We start from the raw sequence: 16,627 nt of genomic DNA, 5'->3' as shown, positions 1-16,627 counted from the left end.
GTATTTGCTGATTAATTGGTAAGTCTTTCTACCCCTTCAGTCTGAACCTCCCGGACATCTTCTACCAATTGCTCTAAAGTATGGTCCGATTTCCCTTCCGGCTGGGTCTCATCTGGCTTTTTTTCAGAATTCTCTGTTGGTTTCCCTGTAGATTCCTGAATAATTTCCGGCTGAGATTCCGGTTGTTTTTCCTGTTTGGGTTTCTTTACTTTTTCAAGGCTGTAAAGATAAAGTTTGTTCCCATTGATTTCAAAATAAGAGAGGATGTTTTTATCCACAATTTGTGCTTCCGGATCTTCAAAAACAGTCGTCATCCCTTTTTCGGGATTATATTTTAAAATAGAATTATTGGTGATCACCAAAATAGTATCATTCTCTCTCCTGAATCTTTTTCCGTTCACCAGGGGAGCTTCAAAAATTTTCTCAAATTTTGGCGTATAAATTCTAATGTGATTCCTGGTTAAAATATAGATTTTATTTTCATAGACCAGCATATCCGTAAGATCCTCAAAACTGATATCAAAAGGATAAGAATTGATCGTCGTATCATTTCTGAAATTATATTGTATCAGCCGTTTTGTGCTGTCATCCAGAAGCCATAGCTGCTGTAAATCTTCAGCGTAGGCCATTCTTATAAATCCGAATTTCTGTTTAAAATCTATCCGCTGGATCTCATTCATATTCTGATCGACAAATTTCATTTCCTGAGCATTTTCTGAAAACAGAGGAACATTCAGTGGATTCTGAACGTTTTGTACTTTATAGGGAACGGTAAGCATCATTTTTCCAAGTTGCTTCCCTAATGAATCATATTTGGTAAAGCTGAAATCCTTGCTTTTGTAGATGTACAGGTTTCCGTAATCATCAGCAAGCATATCTTTAGCTTCCTTCAGTTTCAGGGTATCCAAAGGAAGAACTTTCTGCGCTGCGGATGAGCAGAAAACGAAAATCAATAATAAATATACTGGCTTCAAATTTTATGGCATTAAAGATAATCTTCCTTGTCGGAATATCGGCAATTTACATACTTTTTCTGTAACCTGAAATTAAGTTTTCAATGGTCATTTATTTTATGGCAACCTCATAGATTTTAGGCCAGTTTTTCCCTGTCACCAGCATATTTTCACCTTTAAAAGCAATCCCATTTAAAACATTTTCTTCATTACCCTGATTATTTTCTTTGGTGATTTGGGTGAAATCAAACTTTCCGACAACTTCTCCGGTTTCCGGATTTATTTTCAGAATAACAGGTTTAAACCAGACATTGGCATAGATAAAACCATGATGATATTCCAGTTCATTTAATTTGTCATACGTCTCCGTATTTCCTGCTACGGAAACTGTTTTCACCACTTTGGAAGGATTATCGGTATCTAAAAAGTAAAGATTCTTTGAACCATCGGTAGCGATAAGGTTTTTCCCATCATAAGTTAATCCCCAGCCTTCTCCGATCACATTGGGTAAAGGAAATTCTGAGAGTTTCTCTAATGTATTTTTATGGTAAACAAAACCAATTTTATTCTGATAGGTCAACTGATAAATTTTATCACCCACAATTGCACAGCCTTCAGAGAAAATATCGGCGGGTTGCTTTTTCACCATCGTCGGTGTTGTGGAGCCCAGTGTATATTTTATCAGCTGGGAAGCTCCCTTTAATCCGTCACTTTCATAAATAGTGTTACCTTCTGCAAGAAATCCTTCCACAAAGAAAGTAGGATCATGCGGATAGTCTGCGAGTATTGTATACGAAAGATTTTGTTCGGGACTTTTGGCAAAAACATTAATGGTTGCATCCTGGTTCAGGGTTTCACCATTTTTAGTCTTAATCACAAAAACCACTTCATTATCTCCTAATCCGAAAAACTGAGGGTCTACTACAAGGTTGGCTGTTTCTTTATCTCCAAAGCTGATGCTGATGCTTTCTGCATGATCTGTCACTTCCTTTGGAAGATCCAGCTTATCGCCAAAATGATACCCTTTTGCCTCCTTTGCATTATTATAATCAGCCAGGGAATCAAGCATTTTTTCATTATTATTACAAGATACCAGCAAAAGAACTGCTGCCAGGCCGGTTAATATATTTCGTCTTATCATTTTTCAAAAATACTAAATTTTAGTCCTTACATAAAAATAGCGCTCCATGGGAACGCTATTTTTTATACTTTATCTGTGAAATTATTTCACCTGAACTTCATAAATTTTTGGCCAGTTTTTACCGGTTACCAGCATATTATCTCCTTTAAAAGCAATTCCGTTCAATACGTCATCACTTCCTTTGGTATTCTGTTTTGCAATATCTGTAAAATCAAATGTTCCCACCACTTCTCCGGTAGCCGGGTTGATCTTTAGAATGATTGGTTTTTGCCATACATTGGCATAGACAAATCCATTGTGATATTCCAGCTCATTAAGCTGATCATATGCCTGAGAGCTTCCCGCTACAGCAATATACTTAATCAATTTTGAAGGATTAGCCGGATCAAGGAAATATAAAAGCTTGCTTCCGTCTGATGCGATCAGGTTTTTCCCGTCATAGGTTAATCCCCATCCTTCCCCGAACAAATTAGGGTACGCAAATTCTGAAAGCAGTTTTAAAGAACTCTTATCATAGATATATCCTTTTTTGCTCTGCCATGTCAGCTGATATACTTTATCTCCCACAATAGTACTTCCTTCAGAGAAATCTTCCGGAGCCTGTTTTGTAGAAGCAAGCGGTGTAGTGGTTCCCAGGGTATATTTTAGAATCTGTGAAGATCCGTTCTGCCCGTCACTTTCATAAATTGTATTTCCTTCGATCTGAAAGCCCTGAACAAAATTCTTGGGATCGTGAGGGTATTCCGCGATAATCTGGTAGGAAATATTTTTTTCAGGAGTTTTTGCAAATACATTGATGGTAGCATCCTGATTGAGTACTTCTCCTCCTTTTGTTTTAATATTGAAAGTAACCGCATTATCTCCCAATGTGAAAAATTTCGGGTCCACAACAAGATTTGTGGTTTCTTTATCTCCAAAGCTTATAGTAACACTTTCTGCATTCTCCGTCACCTCTTTTGGAAGTTCAAGTTTATCACCGAAGTGATATCCCTTTGCTTCCATTGAATTATTATAGTTGCTTAGTGTATTAAGAATCTCCTTATCCTTATTACAAGATGCCAATAATAAAATCGCTGCGAAACCTGCTATTATATTTTTTTTCATTGATATTCTAAATATTTCTCCAAAAATAGCAAATTTTATTCCGTATTTCCAACATTATCCACAGGTTCGCCAAATTGTAATATATAACCGTTATTGTCATAGATTGCAAATTCTCTCATTCCCCAACCAAAAGTTTCTATTTCGTAGCAGATTTCTGCATTTACATTAAGTTCTTCCCAAAGTTCATCCACATTATTTACATTAAAATAAAATGAGCCTGTAAAGCCTATTCCATGGTTTTTCTCATGCTTATTCGGTTGGGAAATCATAATATACACCTCATCTTTACGAAGAGAAGCCCATTGCCATTCATCATTTCTGCCCATTAATGTAAAACCCAGAATATTCATATAAAACCCGATGGTATCATCCATATTTTCTGTCCAAAGGATCGGACGCAGTGCTGTAAATTCTGTCATGATTCCTGTAATTCAAAATTTGTCTTATTGATTTTCATATTAATAGACAGCCATGTTTCACCATCTATATTCACTTCACTTTGGGTTTCCGGATCAATCCCGAAACCTACTTTCCTGTAACATTCAATAGCTCCATTATTCCAGTCATATACATTAAGTTCAGCGGTTTCTTTATCAAAATGGCTAAACCCGTATTCCAGCAGTTTTTGTACTACTTTTTTGCCATAGCCTTTTCCTCTGTTATTTTCATCCCAAATTAAAATTCTTCCCAACAGAAAAGTATTTTCTTTTATGCAGATCTGTGCATGACCAATGGTATGATGATCCCCATCCATTATTTTAAATAAGGTTCTGTTTTCATCCAAAAGATCAGCTTCCAACTGTTTTTCAGTTAAAGGAAAATGGTAGGCAGGACCGGCAAACTGAAGAAGCATTCTTTCATCTTTTACTTTTGAAATTAATTCTGAAGCATCTTCAATGGTAAATGGAAACAAGTCAATCATCGTTTTAATTTTCTAAAAATCCTTTTAAACTTTCTCCAATAATCACATTCCAGCCTTCCGTAAAACTTTCTCTTGAAAAACCTTCTCCCAAATCTTTGAAATTGTCAATACCATCATGAACCAATGTAACCACAGTTCCGTTCTGTTCAGAAAACAATTCCCATGTTACCACGGTTTTCAGTGGCGAAAAATCAGGATACGCCCAGGTATATTTCAATATTTGAGAATGAATAATCTCTAAGATCTCACACTGATGGTGATATTTTCTAGCTTCACCGGGTTCGTAAAAATTAAAAACCTTTCCTGCTTCCGGCTCAAAATCTGAGATATTGAAATACCAGGATTTCATTTCGTCCTGATCGGTCAATGCACGCCAGACCTTTTCTGCCGGAGCATTTATTTTGTATTGGACAACGATGGGTGTACTCATATTAGATAAGGTTAAAGTTAAGATTTATGTCAGCTTCAAAGGTTATACAATGATTAGTGTGAAAATCCGGTAATCTTTGCTTCATCAAAATCCAGCTGCATTTCAATAGCTCTCATCACATGGTCATCAAATATTTTTTCCTTCTTCATCCTGTGAAGTTCATTTCTCTGCGCCTGGATCACCTGGCGCAATACATCTTTATTTTCGTTGATTGCCGTCACATAATCACCTGTAGAAGCCATGCACTGAGCTTTATCAGCCATCAGCATCATTTCATTTTCAAGCTTATGTTTTTGGTGTCTTACCAAACTGTTTCTCTCCGCAAGATCAGAAAAATCATTATCCAGGGTATGCAGCGCGGTTTCCTTCAGTTTTCGCATTAAAATCACTTCCTGCTTTTCTTCAGGCAGTTCACTTCCTGCATCTTTTATATTCAGCAGTTTCAGAATAGGCGATAATAATAATCCCTGTCCCACCAACGTAATTAATATAATAACGAAAGTTACGAATAAAATAATATTCCGGTGTGGGAATGCCTCTCCATTGGGAAGAAAGGCCGGAATAGAAAGTGCTGCAGCCAATGAAACCACCCCTCTCATGGCGGCAAAACTGATGATAAAAGGTTCCCGCCAGTCCGGCTTAGGAGCTTTTAATCTCAATTCTTTTGAACAAAGCCTTGGGAAATACATCAGGGCATAGCTGTAAAGTATTCTTGTTCCGATAATTGCTCCACCAATGACAACGCTATAGAAAATTCCTTCTGAAAAAGTATAATCTGTCAACCCTTCTACAACAATCGGCAGCTCAAGGCCAATCAGGATGAAGATGATCGTATTCATTAAAAATATCAGGACACTCCAGACATTTCCGGACTGGATTCGGGAGGTATGGCTCAGGTAGCAATGCGAATTATAGGACATTAACAGACCTCCGGCAACCACCGAAAGGACTCCTGAAAAATGGAAATGCTCCGCTCCTACATACATAATGTAAGGAACAATCAGAGTAATAACGGTGTCTATATTAGAATTGGTAGGTATGATCCTCAGTAAAGCTCCAAACAGAAAACCTATAGCAACTCCCATAGCAATCCCGCCGATGGCCATGGTAAAGAAATCCTGCACGGCATCTCTCCAGATAAACTGCCCTGAAATAACTGCTGCTAAGGCAAATTTAAATACAATTAAACTGGAGGCATCATTGATAAGACTCTCTCCTTCCAGGATACTGGTTATCTTTTTGGGGATTTTCATGTGCTTCAATACGGAAGTAGCCGCCACTGCATCAGGTGGTGAATTTACTCCTCCCAACAGGAATCCCATAGCGACTGTAAGCCCCGGGATAATAGAGGATGAAAGATAAGCAACCACTATGGATGTTAAAAATACAAGCCCGAAAGCCATAGAAAAGATCTGTTTCCTCCATTTATGAAAATCCTGCCATGAGGTAAACCATGCAGCTTCAAATAAAATAGGAGGCAGAAATATAAGAAAAACAAGATCGGGCTCTATTTCGATACGCGGCATTCCTGGGACAAGGCTTATTAGAAGCCCTGCAATCACAAGAAAAATTGGATAAGCCACTTTCAGCTTTTGCCCAATCATTACTAATATCATTACAGATAACAGTACTGCAATAGATATAATAACATAACTGTGAATCATTTTGATTTAGTTTTTTTAAGTGTTATTTTTTTATTCAGTGGAAAGTTTTCTACCCATCTCTCGGAGTTCTTTACTCCATAAAAAGTGGAAAAACCTTTTACTCTTTTAAACATCTACCGGGACATATTTAATCCGGAGATTCGCTAGAGTACAATATTATTCTTCGGAAGAATTGCGGGTGGAAGGTCAGATTCATCCAGCATATCTCTCATATCAATTTCAATGGTACGGCTGATCTGAGTAATGGGTACATCATTCGGACTTCCTTCAAAAGGGTTTACAGAGGCTTCCCCTACACTGTCCAAAGTATGGAAACACCAAGTCACCAATAATGAAAATGGAATATTAAACCAGACTGTCCATCCTTCCAGTGTTGTTCCTTCTCCCAATTTATCAAACTCTTTCAGCAATCCGAAAGGAACAAAAACAATGAACAACAGCAAAAGATAGGTGGTAATGGATGAAAAATTCCGTGGATAAGGAAAGTTTTTAATTCTTTCTGCTTTTCCCTGGCTATCTGTAAACTTCACCAGCTGTTGGTTGATCTGCGTCCATTGAAAGTCATTGAGTTCTCCTTTTTCATAAGCTTCAGAAAGTTCTCTGCTTTGGCTGGCCATCAATTGTGTTGCCCTATTCTTTTTGCTTAGAATGTATTGAAGTTCCGTTTCCGAAAGATAGTTTTTCAGTTCATCCTCCAGTTTGGAAAGTTTTTCAGGGACATCATATTTCCTTGAATATTCATCAAACTGTACGGTATTCATATTTTCCCAGGCTCTCGGTTCACGAAGCTGAAACCTTAAAGCGGTAAGCCAGGCATAATGGCGAAGAAACATCTCTTTTACTTTATGAGGATTTTTTGAAGAGAGTGCATCTCTTAGAATATATCCAAAACTGCGGCTGTCATTAATGATAGCTCCATAAATCTGTCTGGCTTCCCAAAGCCTGCTATAACTTGCATTATTTTTGAATCCTACAATAAAAGCAACTGCCGTTCCCATGATGGCAATAGGTTGCCACGGAACATACAGAAATTTCCATCCCAAAAAATACAATAAGGTGGGAATGGCTGATAATAGGGTTAAAACGTAAATACTGCGCCTTGTCCAAATAATGAACTCAAGTGTTCCAAATCTTTTTCCTGAATGCATATATGTTTTTTTTTGTGTTAATTAATCTACTTACAATAATGACTTTTTTTCATCGGGCATTCAGCATCATCGGGTCATTGCTAATTTTTCGTAAACGGGATATTATTATAAAAACCGATCTGAATCTGTCCACGGTTTCTGTTTTCCTGAAGCTGGTTCATATACCCTGCTTCTATCCTCATATTCTTATTGATGACATATCCTAAGGCTCCGTAGACTCTGTTTCTATCGAAGACAGGACTGTTGAAGTGGAGGAATATTTCATTATATACAGAGGCATAAAGGGTTTTCGGCAGCATTTCTTTTTGAGTAATCGGTATTGTTACTCCCAGCATATAACGAAATCTCATTCTAAAATCTTCTTCCAGAAAACGTTCTTCCAAACGGTAACGGTGCTGAAGATTAAAACGTCCAAACTTCTGTTTCGTAATGAACTGCTGAAAAATCCTGTGTTCTATATTTTCTTTTTTCTCTCCGTTTACGTAAGGCTGGCTTAGGATAAAACCATATCCCAATAAAACATTATTGTTATTCTCAGTAAGGTCATATCCAATTCCCGTACGGATTAAAAGCTGCTCCAGATCTCCTATTCCATCAAAGTTTCTGTATTGGATCTCATTATGGAAGTTCAGTTTTTTGCTGATCTTATTATTTCCGAAATACATATACCAGGCTCCAAGGTCACTTTTCTGTGCAAATGTAAATACCGATCCTAATCCTAATATAGTGAATGCCAACTTCGTAAAAACCTTTCTCATATTTATTAATTACTATTATCTATCGTTTTAACAAAATTAATAATTTAAATCAATAATAACAAACAATATTTACATCCGATTTATATTAAACCCCTTTAAATCTGACACTTTCAAATAAGCGGTAAGTTTAGTCCGGGATACGTTCTACCAGGACTTCATCATTATTTTCACTGAAATAAGTACAGGTCATGGCGTTCAGGTCCATTTTCCAGCCTTTCACTCCATACTCTGCACAATCATTACAAAACGTCATATAATCAGTTCCTCCCTGCTGATGAAGTTGTAATCTCCTTTTAAAATTTTCAAGGTTTATATTTTCTGAAACGGTGATGTTCTGATATTGGCTTCCGGTTTGTATCGACTGGTGGTCTGTATCGAAATATTCGGTATTCCCATCGGATACGTAAGTGATATAGTGGGAAATACCTAACCTTTTGATGGTCTGGATATAGGGAGGGAAATCGGCACCGCTCTTTACCTTTTGATGCTCTGTTTTAATGTCTTCAAGTCTGAATTTCATCTATTTAATTTTTAACGAACAGATCGTAAGTCTCTGTCTGCTCAAATTTAAAAATTTTTGGAATGCCAATTATTATCCCATAAAAAACCGGCAGTGTGACTGCCGGTATATTGTTGTATTCAAATACAGAATATCATGTTTATGGATGCTGCTGCATTTTAGCAGGATCGTCATAGTTGACCATCCAGTTGATCCCGAACTGATCACTAAACATTCCAAAATAAGCGCCCCAGAAAGTATCAGCCATTGCCATTGTTACCTGCCCGCCTGTAGAAAGACCGGCGAATAGCTTATCAGCTTCTTCTTTAGATTCAGCATTGATAGAAATGGAAAAATTGTTTCCTGCCTTAAAGTTCGACGCCCAGTCTCCACCGGTATCACTTCCCATCAATACAGTTTCTTTAGAAATAGGAAGTGCCACATGCATGATTTTATCTTTATCTTCCTCAGAGGTTTCTTTTCCCTCCATCGGAGGCATTTCTCCAAAAGTTCCGATATAAGGATATTCCCCTCCGAAAACTGATTTATAGAAATCAAATGCTTCTCTGCAGTTCCCATTGAATGTTAAATAAACGTTTACTGTTGCCATGATTGTTTTTTATAAGTTAAGTTTTAATGAGTTTTTGATTCAGGCTTTCACATTTTCAGTCACAAAAATTACCTGTGCTGATCTATCAGGATCATATTTCCATCGGGATCTTTAAGGTAGATATGTTCCGGACCTGAAGTGGTTTCATCCGCTGGTCTTTCAATCTCTATTCCGTTTTCTTTTAAATGTTTCTGTATGGTTCGTACATCATCAAAAGAATCGAGATTTTGAGCATTTTGGTCCCATCCCGGATTAAAGGTAAGCATATTACCGTCAAACATAGCCTGAAAAAGACCTATCAGTGTAGATCCGTTTTTCAGAATCAGGTAATTCTGTTCTGTACCTCCCGCCATTGTTGTAAAACCCAGTTTTTCATAAAAATCTTTAGACTTTTGAAGGTCTTTTACACTTAAGCTGATTGAGAACGCTCCTAATTTCATATTTTTTTTGTTTTTAAAGCTAATTGACTCCCTGCCATTACCAGTATCCAGACAAGTATTCCTAAAACCCAGAACCAGATTGGAGTAGGTAAAGATGCCATCATATAAAGGGTGATCAGTAAAAAAATAATCCCGCAGATTATTGCTGCAGTATGTTTTCCGTTGTTAGAAATTTTTGTGGCTGTAAATCCTGAAACAAAGGCAGCTAAAGCATATGCCATAATAATAAAGAACAGAGCCATGAAGGGTGCTTCCCCTACATATTCCTTTAAAGCTTCCATATCATTGGGATCTGTACCTACAGGAGGTGGATATAGCTGATGTCCTATATTCTCAACAATGGCAATGCCGATAGAGCCCACGATAAGTCCTACGACAACAGCCAGTATTTGTCTCAGGATACTCATTGATTTTTCAGATTGGTTTTAAAATCAAGACTACCGTCATAGCTTTTCCAATCCCCCACAAATTCAATATACTGCCCTTCTACCTTTTCTGTTTTTTTATTCCATTTGAAAGTATAAATAAATTTACCTTTAAACAGCCCCGAATGTTTTCCTTTATTTTCTTCTACCCATTCATATTCCCCGAATACCGTTCCTTTTCTCTTGGCATCTTTGTATTTTGTTATGGTAATTTTCCCTTCAAATTTCGCATAGCTGGTATCTACAAGAGAATACCCGGATACAAAATATTCCTGATCATTTTTTTTATTCTGTTCAGAAATATTAATTTTCAGTTTCAGCTCTTTTGCTTTACTTCCTATAACTCCAATGTAAGGTTTACTGTTGTTTAACCAGACATTCGAAATATCAGGCATCTGCCCCAACACAAAATTGGCAGCGAGAATGAAGATTAATAAAAGTTTTTTCATAGCGTATTTTTAAACACCAAACTGTGCTAGGTGGTGATTCAAATGTTTTGCAAACATATTATTCCACTCCTGCGCATTGAGTTTTCCAAAAGAAAAAGATTCTTTACCGTCAAAAGCAGCTGCTCCCAACTGTTGTGTTTTTTGAATAAAACCGATTAATCTGGTTTTTTCCTCTTCGAAGTTTTTTCTTCCTGTAATCAAAAATTGAGGAGCGGTTGGGGAGTCTCTTGGATAAGCTTTCTCTCCAACAATCTTAGGTTTTAAAAAAGTTTTCAGAATAAATTTTGCAATAGCGCCCGGTTTTTTATGTTTTTCGGGCTCATACACCATCTCATAAGTTACGCTACAGTGAGCCAGCATCTGGTCAACTGTCATTTTCCCCCATAATCCGTGGGTATCTTCAACAAGCTTATGAATTCTATCAATATAGTTCTGAGCATCTTTTGCGTCAAACACGTTTTCCATATTTTCTCTAATTAACTAAAGACAAATATATCAGTTTTTTTGTTTGATTTTTATGATGGGAGATTTTTTTGTTGTGAGATACAGAGTACAGGTTTCAAGTTGCGAGGAGTGGATACAACGTGCGTGTTGATGAGTATGAAAATTGGAGGGTCGGGAAATTTTACGATATATATGTGGATACAGGCTAAGCCTTATCTCTAATTTCATTATACTCTGTACATCTCCTCTATTGATGAAGTTTTGGCTAAAGCCAATGGAATTTTTTATATAAACCAAAACGGGCTAAAGCCCGTTACTATTGAATTTTTATATCCGTTGTACCAACGACAGCAGGTTGATTATCATTAATACATTATACATTAATACATTATACATTATACATTATACATTATACATTATACATTATACATTATACATTATACATTATACATTGTACATCACCCTTTCCCTCACAGATCGCTTTTACTTTTTGCCCCTATTATTCATTTTCTTCCTCAGCAATACTTTCTCCTGCTATTTCCTGAGGTGCTGCTTTTTTAAAAATAAACCAAAGTTTAATCTTTAAAGCAATCCATCCTATAACCGCATATACCACTACAAGAATGCTCAAATGTTCCAGATAGGGGAAAGTAAGTTCTACTGATCCTTTTTGAATCAATAAGATTTTAAATGCCTGTAAGAAGGGGGTTAGCGGAATGATATTAGCAATCATCTGTACAAAGGCAGGCATTGCACTTAAAGGCCATGTAAATCCACTAATGATAAAGGCAGGTGAAGCAATGACCATCAGAATCTGTGTCGCTTTTAAAGCATTAGGAATCAATATACTTATAAATACGCCCAAAAATGATGCAGACCCCACAAATACCGCAGTAAGGAGGATAAAATTGAGTATTCCCTCCGGCATAGGAACTCTAAAAATCATATGCATAAAGTAATAGATTCCCACAATAAGAATGGATGACACCCATATTGGAATCACTTTGATAAGCATTGTTGGGAATGCCCATTTTTTCATTCTGAGATATTCTTTTACAAAAGAGCCTCTTTCAAATTCTGCAGCAAAACTTACCGCCATTGCCAGCAGTATGACCTGTTGCAGTACCACCGCCAGCATAGCCGGCCACATGAAGATAAGATAGTTCCCGGTAGTATTGAAGAGTGTAATATAATTTGCTTTGAAAGGCTCATATTGCGTAGCGGCCTTTGCCGCCGGCATTCCCGCTTTCTGTAATGCCTTGATGGATGCTCCCGCAGAGAAAGTTCCTATAGTAAGCTGAAGAGCCTTGGAGGCAAAATTAGCGGTAAGCACGTTTCCCGTATTGATATAAACATTCAGTTCCGGGTATTTTTTCTGAAGCATATCGCCTTCAAATCTTGACGGAATAATGACTACCGCTGCTGCTTCATGTCTGATTACCTCATCTTTAATACTCAGCGGTTCCTGAAGGTATTTGATAATTTTAATGCTCTTATTATCATCCAGCATTTCCGTCAATTGGTTAGATAAAGGAGTATTATCCCTATCCACCACCAGGACGGGAGTATTTTCAACTTTTCCGCTTTTGTAAACAAACCCCAGCAAGGTTGCATAAAAGACAGGTGCCAAAAAGAACACTGTCCTTAAGGTAGAATTGCCGATAAAAAGCTTGAACTCACGTTTTAAAAGACGGAAAAATTCTTTCATCTATTTATATTTTAAATGACCAGATGGTAATGCTCCAGGAGATTTATCCATCATGCTCCGTTTCATATTATTTATTTCAGGATAACATTTGCATTGACCAAGATACTTTTAGCCTTATTCATATCTTTAGGTTTTACTTTGATCTCATAAATGGCGTCCTGCAGCTGATAGTCAGGATAAGCAGTGGTGATATCTGCATATTTTGTCAGCTGTTTGATGTATACGATACTTCCCTGCAGGTTTTCTTTGTTATAAACCACCTGCATATTGACATCCTGTCCTTTTTTATATTTTGAAATGGCACTTTCCGGAATCGTAAACCTGAAAAAAGTACTTTCCGGAATATATCCGTTGAATAGTGCAAAACCGGCTGTCGCCAATTCTCCTGTATTCAGGCTTATGGTTTCAATCTCCATATTATTGGTAGCGATGATATATCTTTCCGAATAGGCTACATTAGCTTCCTGTAATGCTCCTTTAGCCTGGGAAGCCTGCCCTGCGGCCATTTCTACTTTTTCAAAACGGGTTCCTCTTGTCACATCGTCCAGTTCCGCTACCACGGCATCATACTGGGCTTTTGCTCCCTGAAGTTTTGCATATACTTCATCATGAGCCTGTGGAGACATCAGACTGTCACGGAACATATTATTGGCTCTGCGGTAAGACTTTTGTGCAAAATCATACTGCTCTTTGAGACCTTTGTATTTTGCCTGAAGCTGTCTCAGCTGGTCTGCTGTAGCTCCATTTTTGGCCATTTGTTCCTGGGCTGTTGCAGCACTTACCGCTCCCTGAGCTTGGGCTATTTTTGCGGAAACTTCCGGAACATCAAGCTGCGCAAGGGTATCTCCCTTTTTCACAGTCTGTCCTTCGGAAACATATATTTTTACAATTCTTCCGGTCACTTTCGGAGCAAAAGAGATGACGTCCTTTTTAGTTTTCCCTTCCGGGTCTTTTATTTCATTTTTTTTACCGCAGCTTCCTAACAGAAACAGGGCAGCAAAGAGTACAGCTATATTTTTATGCATCATTTTAATTTTTACGGGATTAAATAAAATTTGGTGATATCCAGCTCCTGGGTAGACCTCATCAGTTCTATCCCCGCTCTTCTCTGGTTGAAAATTGCATTCTGATATTCAAGTTCCACAGATTCCAGATCATTTTCAGCTTCAATAAGTTGTGAAGATTTACTCATCCCATAGCGGAATTCTTTTTCAGCCTGTACCAAAGCATTTTTTGCCAACTCTTTTTCTTTCGCCTTCAAAGTAATCTGTGCGGTAGCAATATCATAGTTGGTTTGGTTATTGGCAAGGTTGAGCGTTAATTTTTTCAGTGCATCTTCTTTTTGATTCTGCAGTACTTCTTTTCCCACTTTAGCTGTTTCTTCAGCATGCTTTCCTTCTTTCCCATCAAAAATTTCCCATTTAAAGCCTACTCCAGCCGTAATTAAAGGAAATACATTGATATTATTCGGGCTCCAGTCCAGTTTTCGTCCTTCATATCCTAATAATGGGACAGCAGGCACTACATTTTCAGAAGATTTAATCCGGTTTCCATACAGTCCGATATAATAAGCAGAAGCCATTAGCTGTACTTTAGGAATCATCCAGGTTCTTTCAGATTTTATCTTATAGTCTGCCGCCGTAATTCCATGTTCCAAAGCACGAATTTCCGCTCTTTGGTCTATCCCCTTTTCCGGAGAAAGCAAATCTACGGGAGTCAGGACGGGTTCAATCATTCTTAGTCTTTCTCTATTGATTCCTGTGAAAATATAAAGCTGAGTAAGAAGTAATTCCTTTTTTCCTTCATACTCTACCATTTTTGCATTCAGAGTGGCCTGGGCAAGTTCTATTTTCTTATGATCATAAGGAGTGATCAGTCCGTATCCTAACGCTTTATCTGCTGTTTTTTTATTGATATCAAGCCTTTTTTTGCTTTCATCCAGTACTTTTTTAGACTGATGGATCAATGCCAGCTGGTCATAGGCTCTCGAAATACTGGCTGCCACTTCATCTTTTGTTTTCTCCAGGAGAATATCTTCAGACTTTTTCTTTTCTTCTACCGCTTTCTTCAGGTACTTCACTTTCCCTCCGGAATACAATAGCATTTTAGCTTCCGCTTTAGCTACTCCCGAAAATCCGGATACATTAAAATTATTGTTGAAGCTTCCCTCAGGAATACTGATAAAGGGGGCCAAATTAATCTCAGGGGACGTCAGTCTTGCTGTTCCATTCAGATAGCCCACCTTTCCGCTTAGTTCCAAAGTAGGAAGAAAGATATCTTTCAGCTTATGCTCGTCAAGATCGGTAAGTTTATTTTGGGTAATCTGCATTTTCAGGTTCGAGTCCCGAACCATTGCGCTGTCTAAAAGTTCTTTAAAATCCGGCGCAGACTGTGCCCAGCCAAAAGCAGGAAAAGCAAAAAAACCAAACGTAAAAATCAATAAATTGTTTTTCATGGTTTATGTTTATAACAAATATAATGCAAAAAATGTTAAGAGTATCACAAATAAGTTAAAGAAAATAACAAATTTAAACTCAGTTTAAAATAAGTTTAACCTCAATCATTTATTTATCAAAGATCTGTAAAAATCGTTTAATTTGAATTTGAATTATGTTTTATTTTAAAAAATTATAATTTAATTATTATTAAAATAACAGACTGGTAAAAAACATAGCTCCTTCTATAATGGAAATGCTCCGATGCAATATCGAAGCACTTCCTTCCTTGATTATAAAAAAAAGTAAACAAAATTAGTCTACTACCCCATTTTCTGTTTGATACTAGAATACCTCAGCGGCTAATGAATACATTTCATCACTTCCGTCCTTTAGAGGACCGGCTGCAATAGAGTTTCCGTATCCGCAGATCCCATATAAGTTCATTGCAAAGTTTTTAGGGCTTTTATCTGCTCTTATTTCACTTGAATAAAGCAGGTAATAGTACCCCCATTGATTATTCCAGGCTGCAGCATCTGTATTCTGCCACTGATCAAAACTAGCTGGAGTAAATGATAGATTTACCCCCGCACTACTGTGAGTAACCGGACCATGCCAATGCGAATAACTTGTTATAGTCACATTATTATCCGGTTTATTAATCAGTCTCACCTGAAGTCGGTTATTCCCCTTTCTGGCATTGGTTCCAATATCCGGATCTGTAGCCATGTTATCCACCACTGCAAATCGAATCATCAGGTTCAACTCAGGAACAAGAAGATTCGGTTTCGAATAAACCCCTGCTGAATTGGCGGCATTCCTGCCACGATATTTAGATTTATAGACATTACTTCCATTAGTCTCATTATTATCTTGTCCTCCAGCTGATTTTGTCCACTGAGGGGCTGAAGGAGTTCCTATATTTACATAAATTCCAGCCCCCATAGATGCACTTCCTTTATGATAGACTACTAATCCGGTTGCAGGATTAGGAATGGTTACTCCATCTGTAGCCGATGTAAGTGTAAGCCTGGTAGGTAAAAATCCTTTATTAGGTGACTCCAGGTGCAATATGGCAGAAGGATCCGGTGTACTGGTATTTATTCCCACTTGTGCATTCATAAGGCTTAAGCCGCAGATTCCAATCATTGCTAGTATTTCTTTCCCTTTCATTTGATAATTGTGTTTTAAAAATTCTTTTTTCCGTTATGTGTTTGTTTAATAATTTTAATAAAAATAAGAGGGGCTCATCGTTGTGTTTTTAGAATTGTTTTTTTTCATTTTTTTATCACCCCTCTTTTCTGTATATAGGGTACACTTTTTTAATTTGTGTTCATTTTATTGATATATCTTTTTTAAAGGTTGAGGTTTAAAAAGAGTGAGAAAATTGTTACAAAATAATTTTGAATAATTACTCACCCTACAAGCATCAAATCAAATAAAAAAAATAATGTTTCATATATAACTCTATGATCCAAATAATAGTTGCAACCTCTT

The 16,627-nt window shown here is 37.2% G+C and carries 19 protein-coding genes; all 19 read right to left on the bottom strand.

The window, feature by feature from the left end; genetic code table 11:
* Positions 1–11: 11 nt before the first annotated feature.
* The 19 genes from DRF57_RS06640 to DRF57_RS06550 all read right to left on the bottom strand — a co-directional run bounded on the left by DRF57_RS06640 (position 12) and on the right by DRF57_RS06550 (position 16,303).
* Entirely contained in the window at positions 12–974 is a 963-nt protein-coding gene (locus tag DRF57_RS06640; protein WP_047486204.1) for a hypothetical protein, read from the bottom strand.
* Positions 975–1,065: 91 nt separating this feature from the next.
* Positions 1,066–2,091: a glutaminyl-peptide cyclotransferase gene (locus DRF57_RS06635; RefSeq protein ID WP_115917575.1), complete on the bottom strand. Its 1,026-nt coding sequence runs from the start codon at positions 2,089–2,091 to the stop codon at positions 1,066–1,068.
* Between the two features lie 84 nt (positions 2,092–2,175).
* Positions 2,176–3,198, bottom strand: coding sequence for a glutaminyl-peptide cyclotransferase (locus tag DRF57_RS06630; protein ID WP_115917546.1), 1,023 nt, complete (start codon positions 3,196–3,198; stop codon positions 2,176–2,178).
* Positions 3,199–3,233: 35 nt separating this feature from the next.
* Positions 3,234–3,617 (bottom strand): VOC family protein, encoded by a 384-nt coding sequence (locus DRF57_RS06625; protein ID WP_047486208.1) that lies wholly within the window; start codon positions 3,615–3,617, stop codon positions 3,234–3,236.
* Positions 3,614–4,120: a GNAT family N-acetyltransferase gene (locus tag DRF57_RS06620; RefSeq protein ID WP_084087488.1), complete on the bottom strand. Its 507-nt coding sequence runs from the start codon at positions 4,118–4,120 to the stop codon at positions 3,614–3,616. Before DRF57_RS06620 ends, DRF57_RS06625 begins: the two co-directional genes overlap by 4 nt.
* Before the next feature lie 4 nt (positions 4,121–4,124).
* A complete protein-coding gene (locus DRF57_RS06615) occupies positions 4,125–4,550 on the bottom strand; it encodes an SRPBCC family protein (RefSeq protein WP_047486211.1) in 426 nt (141 codons plus the stop codon).
* Positions 4,551–4,603: 53 nt separating this feature from the next.
* A complete protein-coding gene (locus DRF57_RS06610) occupies positions 4,604–6,214 on the bottom strand; it encodes a Na+/H+ antiporter (protein WP_084087484.1) in 1,611 nt (536 codons plus the stop codon).
* A gap of 143 nt (positions 6,215–6,357) precedes the next feature.
* On the bottom strand, positions 6,358–7,362 hold the full coding sequence (locus DRF57_RS06605; protein ID WP_047486214.1) for a bestrophin family protein: 1,005 nt from the start codon (positions 7,360–7,362) through the stop codon (positions 6,358–6,360).
* A gap of 80 nt (positions 7,363–7,442) precedes the next feature.
* Positions 7,443–8,120 (bottom strand): DUF2490 domain-containing protein, encoded by a 678-nt coding sequence (locus tag DRF57_RS06600; protein WP_081988917.1) that lies wholly within the window; start codon positions 8,118–8,120, stop codon positions 7,443–7,445.
* A 127-nt stretch (positions 8,121–8,247) separates the two neighbouring features.
* A complete protein-coding gene (locus DRF57_RS06595; protein ID WP_047486216.1) occupies positions 8,248–8,640 on the bottom strand; it encodes a DUF1398 domain-containing protein in 393 nt (130 codons plus the stop codon).
* 139 nt (positions 8,641–8,779) lie between these two features.
* Complete coding sequence (locus DRF57_RS06590) at positions 8,780–9,229, bottom strand: VOC family protein (protein ID WP_047486218.1); 450 nt, start codon at positions 9,227–9,229, stop codon at positions 8,780–8,782.
* Positions 9,230–9,297: 68 nt separating this feature from the next.
* The gene (locus DRF57_RS06585; RefSeq protein ID WP_047486220.1) at positions 9,298–9,669 is read right to left on the bottom strand and encodes a VOC family protein; all 372 of its coding nucleotides are present in this window, start codon (positions 9,667–9,669) and stop codon (positions 9,298–9,300) included.
* Positions 9,666–10,076: a hypothetical protein gene (locus tag DRF57_RS06580; protein ID WP_047486221.1), complete on the bottom strand. Its 411-nt coding sequence runs from the start codon at positions 10,074–10,076 to the stop codon at positions 9,666–9,668. Before DRF57_RS06580 ends, DRF57_RS06585 begins: the two co-directional genes overlap by 4 nt.
* On the bottom strand, positions 10,073–10,543 hold the full coding sequence (locus DRF57_RS06575; protein ID WP_047486224.1) for a hypothetical protein: 471 nt from the start codon (positions 10,541–10,543) through the stop codon (positions 10,073–10,075). The genes DRF57_RS06580 and DRF57_RS06575 overlap by 4 nt, the downstream gene beginning before the upstream one ends.
* A 9-nt stretch (positions 10,544–10,552) precedes the next feature.
* Positions 10,553–11,008, bottom strand: coding sequence for a DUF1569 domain-containing protein (locus DRF57_RS06570; protein ID WP_047486225.1), 456 nt, complete (start codon positions 11,006–11,008; stop codon positions 10,553–10,555).
* A gap of 478 nt (positions 11,009–11,486) precedes the next feature.
* Positions 11,487–12,695 (bottom strand): ABC transporter permease, encoded by a 1,209-nt coding sequence (locus tag DRF57_RS06565; protein ID WP_084087474.1) that lies wholly within the window; start codon positions 12,693–12,695, stop codon positions 11,487–11,489.
* Between the two features lie 71 nt (positions 12,696–12,766).
* Positions 12,767–13,720 (bottom strand): HlyD family secretion protein, encoded by a 954-nt coding sequence (locus DRF57_RS06560; protein WP_047486230.1) that lies wholly within the window; start codon positions 13,718–13,720, stop codon positions 12,767–12,769.
* Between the two features lie 11 nt (positions 13,721–13,731).
* A complete protein-coding gene (locus tag DRF57_RS06555) occupies positions 13,732–15,150 on the bottom strand; it encodes a TolC family protein (RefSeq protein WP_115917544.1) in 1,419 nt (472 codons plus the stop codon).
* 325 nt (positions 15,151–15,475) lie between these two features.
* Positions 15,476–16,303: a hypothetical protein gene (locus tag DRF57_RS06550; protein WP_052188529.1), complete on the bottom strand. Its 828-nt coding sequence runs from the start codon at positions 16,301–16,303 to the stop codon at positions 15,476–15,478.
* Positions 16,304–16,627: the final 324 nt, after the last annotated feature.

The organism is Chryseobacterium rhizosphaerae, assembly GCF_003385455.1.
GTDB lineage: Bacteria > Bacteroidota > Bacteroidia > Flavobacteriales > Weeksellaceae > Chryseobacterium > Chryseobacterium rhizosphaerae.
The sequence above is the reverse complement of the archived record's forward strand: the minus strand, read 5'-3'. Positions and strand labels throughout refer to the sequence as shown.

Excerpts from the sequence above, each read along its gene's own strand:
- DRF57_RS06560 (WP_047486230.1), bottom strand. The coding sequence starts at position 13,720 with ATGCATAAAAATATAGCTGTACTCTTTGCTGCCCTGTTTCTGTTAGGA.
- DRF57_RS06555 (WP_115917544.1), bottom strand. The coding sequence starts at position 15,150 with ATGAAAAACAATTTATTGATTTTTACGTTTGGTTTTTTTGCTTTTCCT.
- DRF57_RS06575 (WP_047486224.1), bottom strand. The coding sequence starts at position 10,543 with ATGAAAAAACTTTTATTAATCTTCATTCTCGCTGCCAATTTTGTGTTG.
- DRF57_RS06605 (WP_047486214.1), bottom strand. The coding sequence starts at position 7,362 with ATGCATTCAGGAAAAAGATTTGGAACACTTGAGTTCATTATTTGGACA.
- DRF57_RS06600 (WP_081988917.1), bottom strand. The coding sequence starts at position 8,120 with ATGAGAAAGGTTTTTACGAAGTTGGCATTCACTATATTAGGATTAGGA.
- DRF57_RS06625 (WP_047486208.1), bottom strand. The coding sequence starts at position 3,617 with ATGACAGAATTTACAGCACTGCGTCCGATCCTTTGGACAGAAAATATG.
- DRF57_RS06580 (WP_047486221.1), bottom strand. The coding sequence starts at position 10,076 with ATGAGTATCCTGAGACAAATACTGGCTGTTGTCGTAGGACTTATCGTG.
- DRF57_RS06570 (WP_047486225.1), bottom strand. The coding sequence starts at position 11,008 with ATGGAAAACGTGTTTGACGCAAAAGATGCTCAGAACTATATTGATAGA.
- DRF57_RS06595 (WP_047486216.1), bottom strand. The coding sequence starts at position 8,640 with ATGAAATTCAGACTTGAAGACATTAAAACAGAGCATCAAAAGGTAAAG.
- DRF57_RS06550 (WP_052188529.1), bottom strand. The coding sequence starts at position 16,303 with ATGAAAGGGAAAGAAATACTAGCAATGATTGGAATCTGCGGCTTAAGC.
- DRF57_RS06615 (WP_047486211.1), bottom strand. The coding sequence starts at position 4,550 with ATGAGTACACCCATCGTTGTCCAATACAAAATAAATGCTCCGGCAGAA.
- DRF57_RS06630 (WP_115917546.1), bottom strand. The coding sequence starts at position 3,198 with ATGAAAAAAAATATAATAGCAGGTTTCGCAGCGATTTTATTATTGGCA.
- DRF57_RS06585 (WP_047486220.1), bottom strand. The coding sequence starts at position 9,669 with ATGAAATTAGGAGCGTTCTCAATCAGCTTAAGTGTAAAAGACCTTCAA.
- DRF57_RS06610 (WP_084087484.1), bottom strand. The coding sequence starts at position 6,214 with ATGATTCACAGTTATGTTATTATATCTATTGCAGTACTGTTATCTGTA.
- DRF57_RS06565 (WP_084087474.1), bottom strand. The coding sequence starts at position 12,695 with ATGAAAGAATTTTTCCGTCTTTTAAAACGTGAGTTCAAGCTTTTTATC.
- DRF57_RS06620 (WP_084087488.1), bottom strand. The coding sequence starts at position 4,120 with ATGATTGACTTGTTTCCATTTACCATTGAAGATGCTTCAGAATTAATT.
- DRF57_RS06590 (WP_047486218.1), bottom strand. The coding sequence starts at position 9,229 with ATGGCAACAGTAAACGTTTATTTAACATTCAATGGGAACTGCAGAGAA.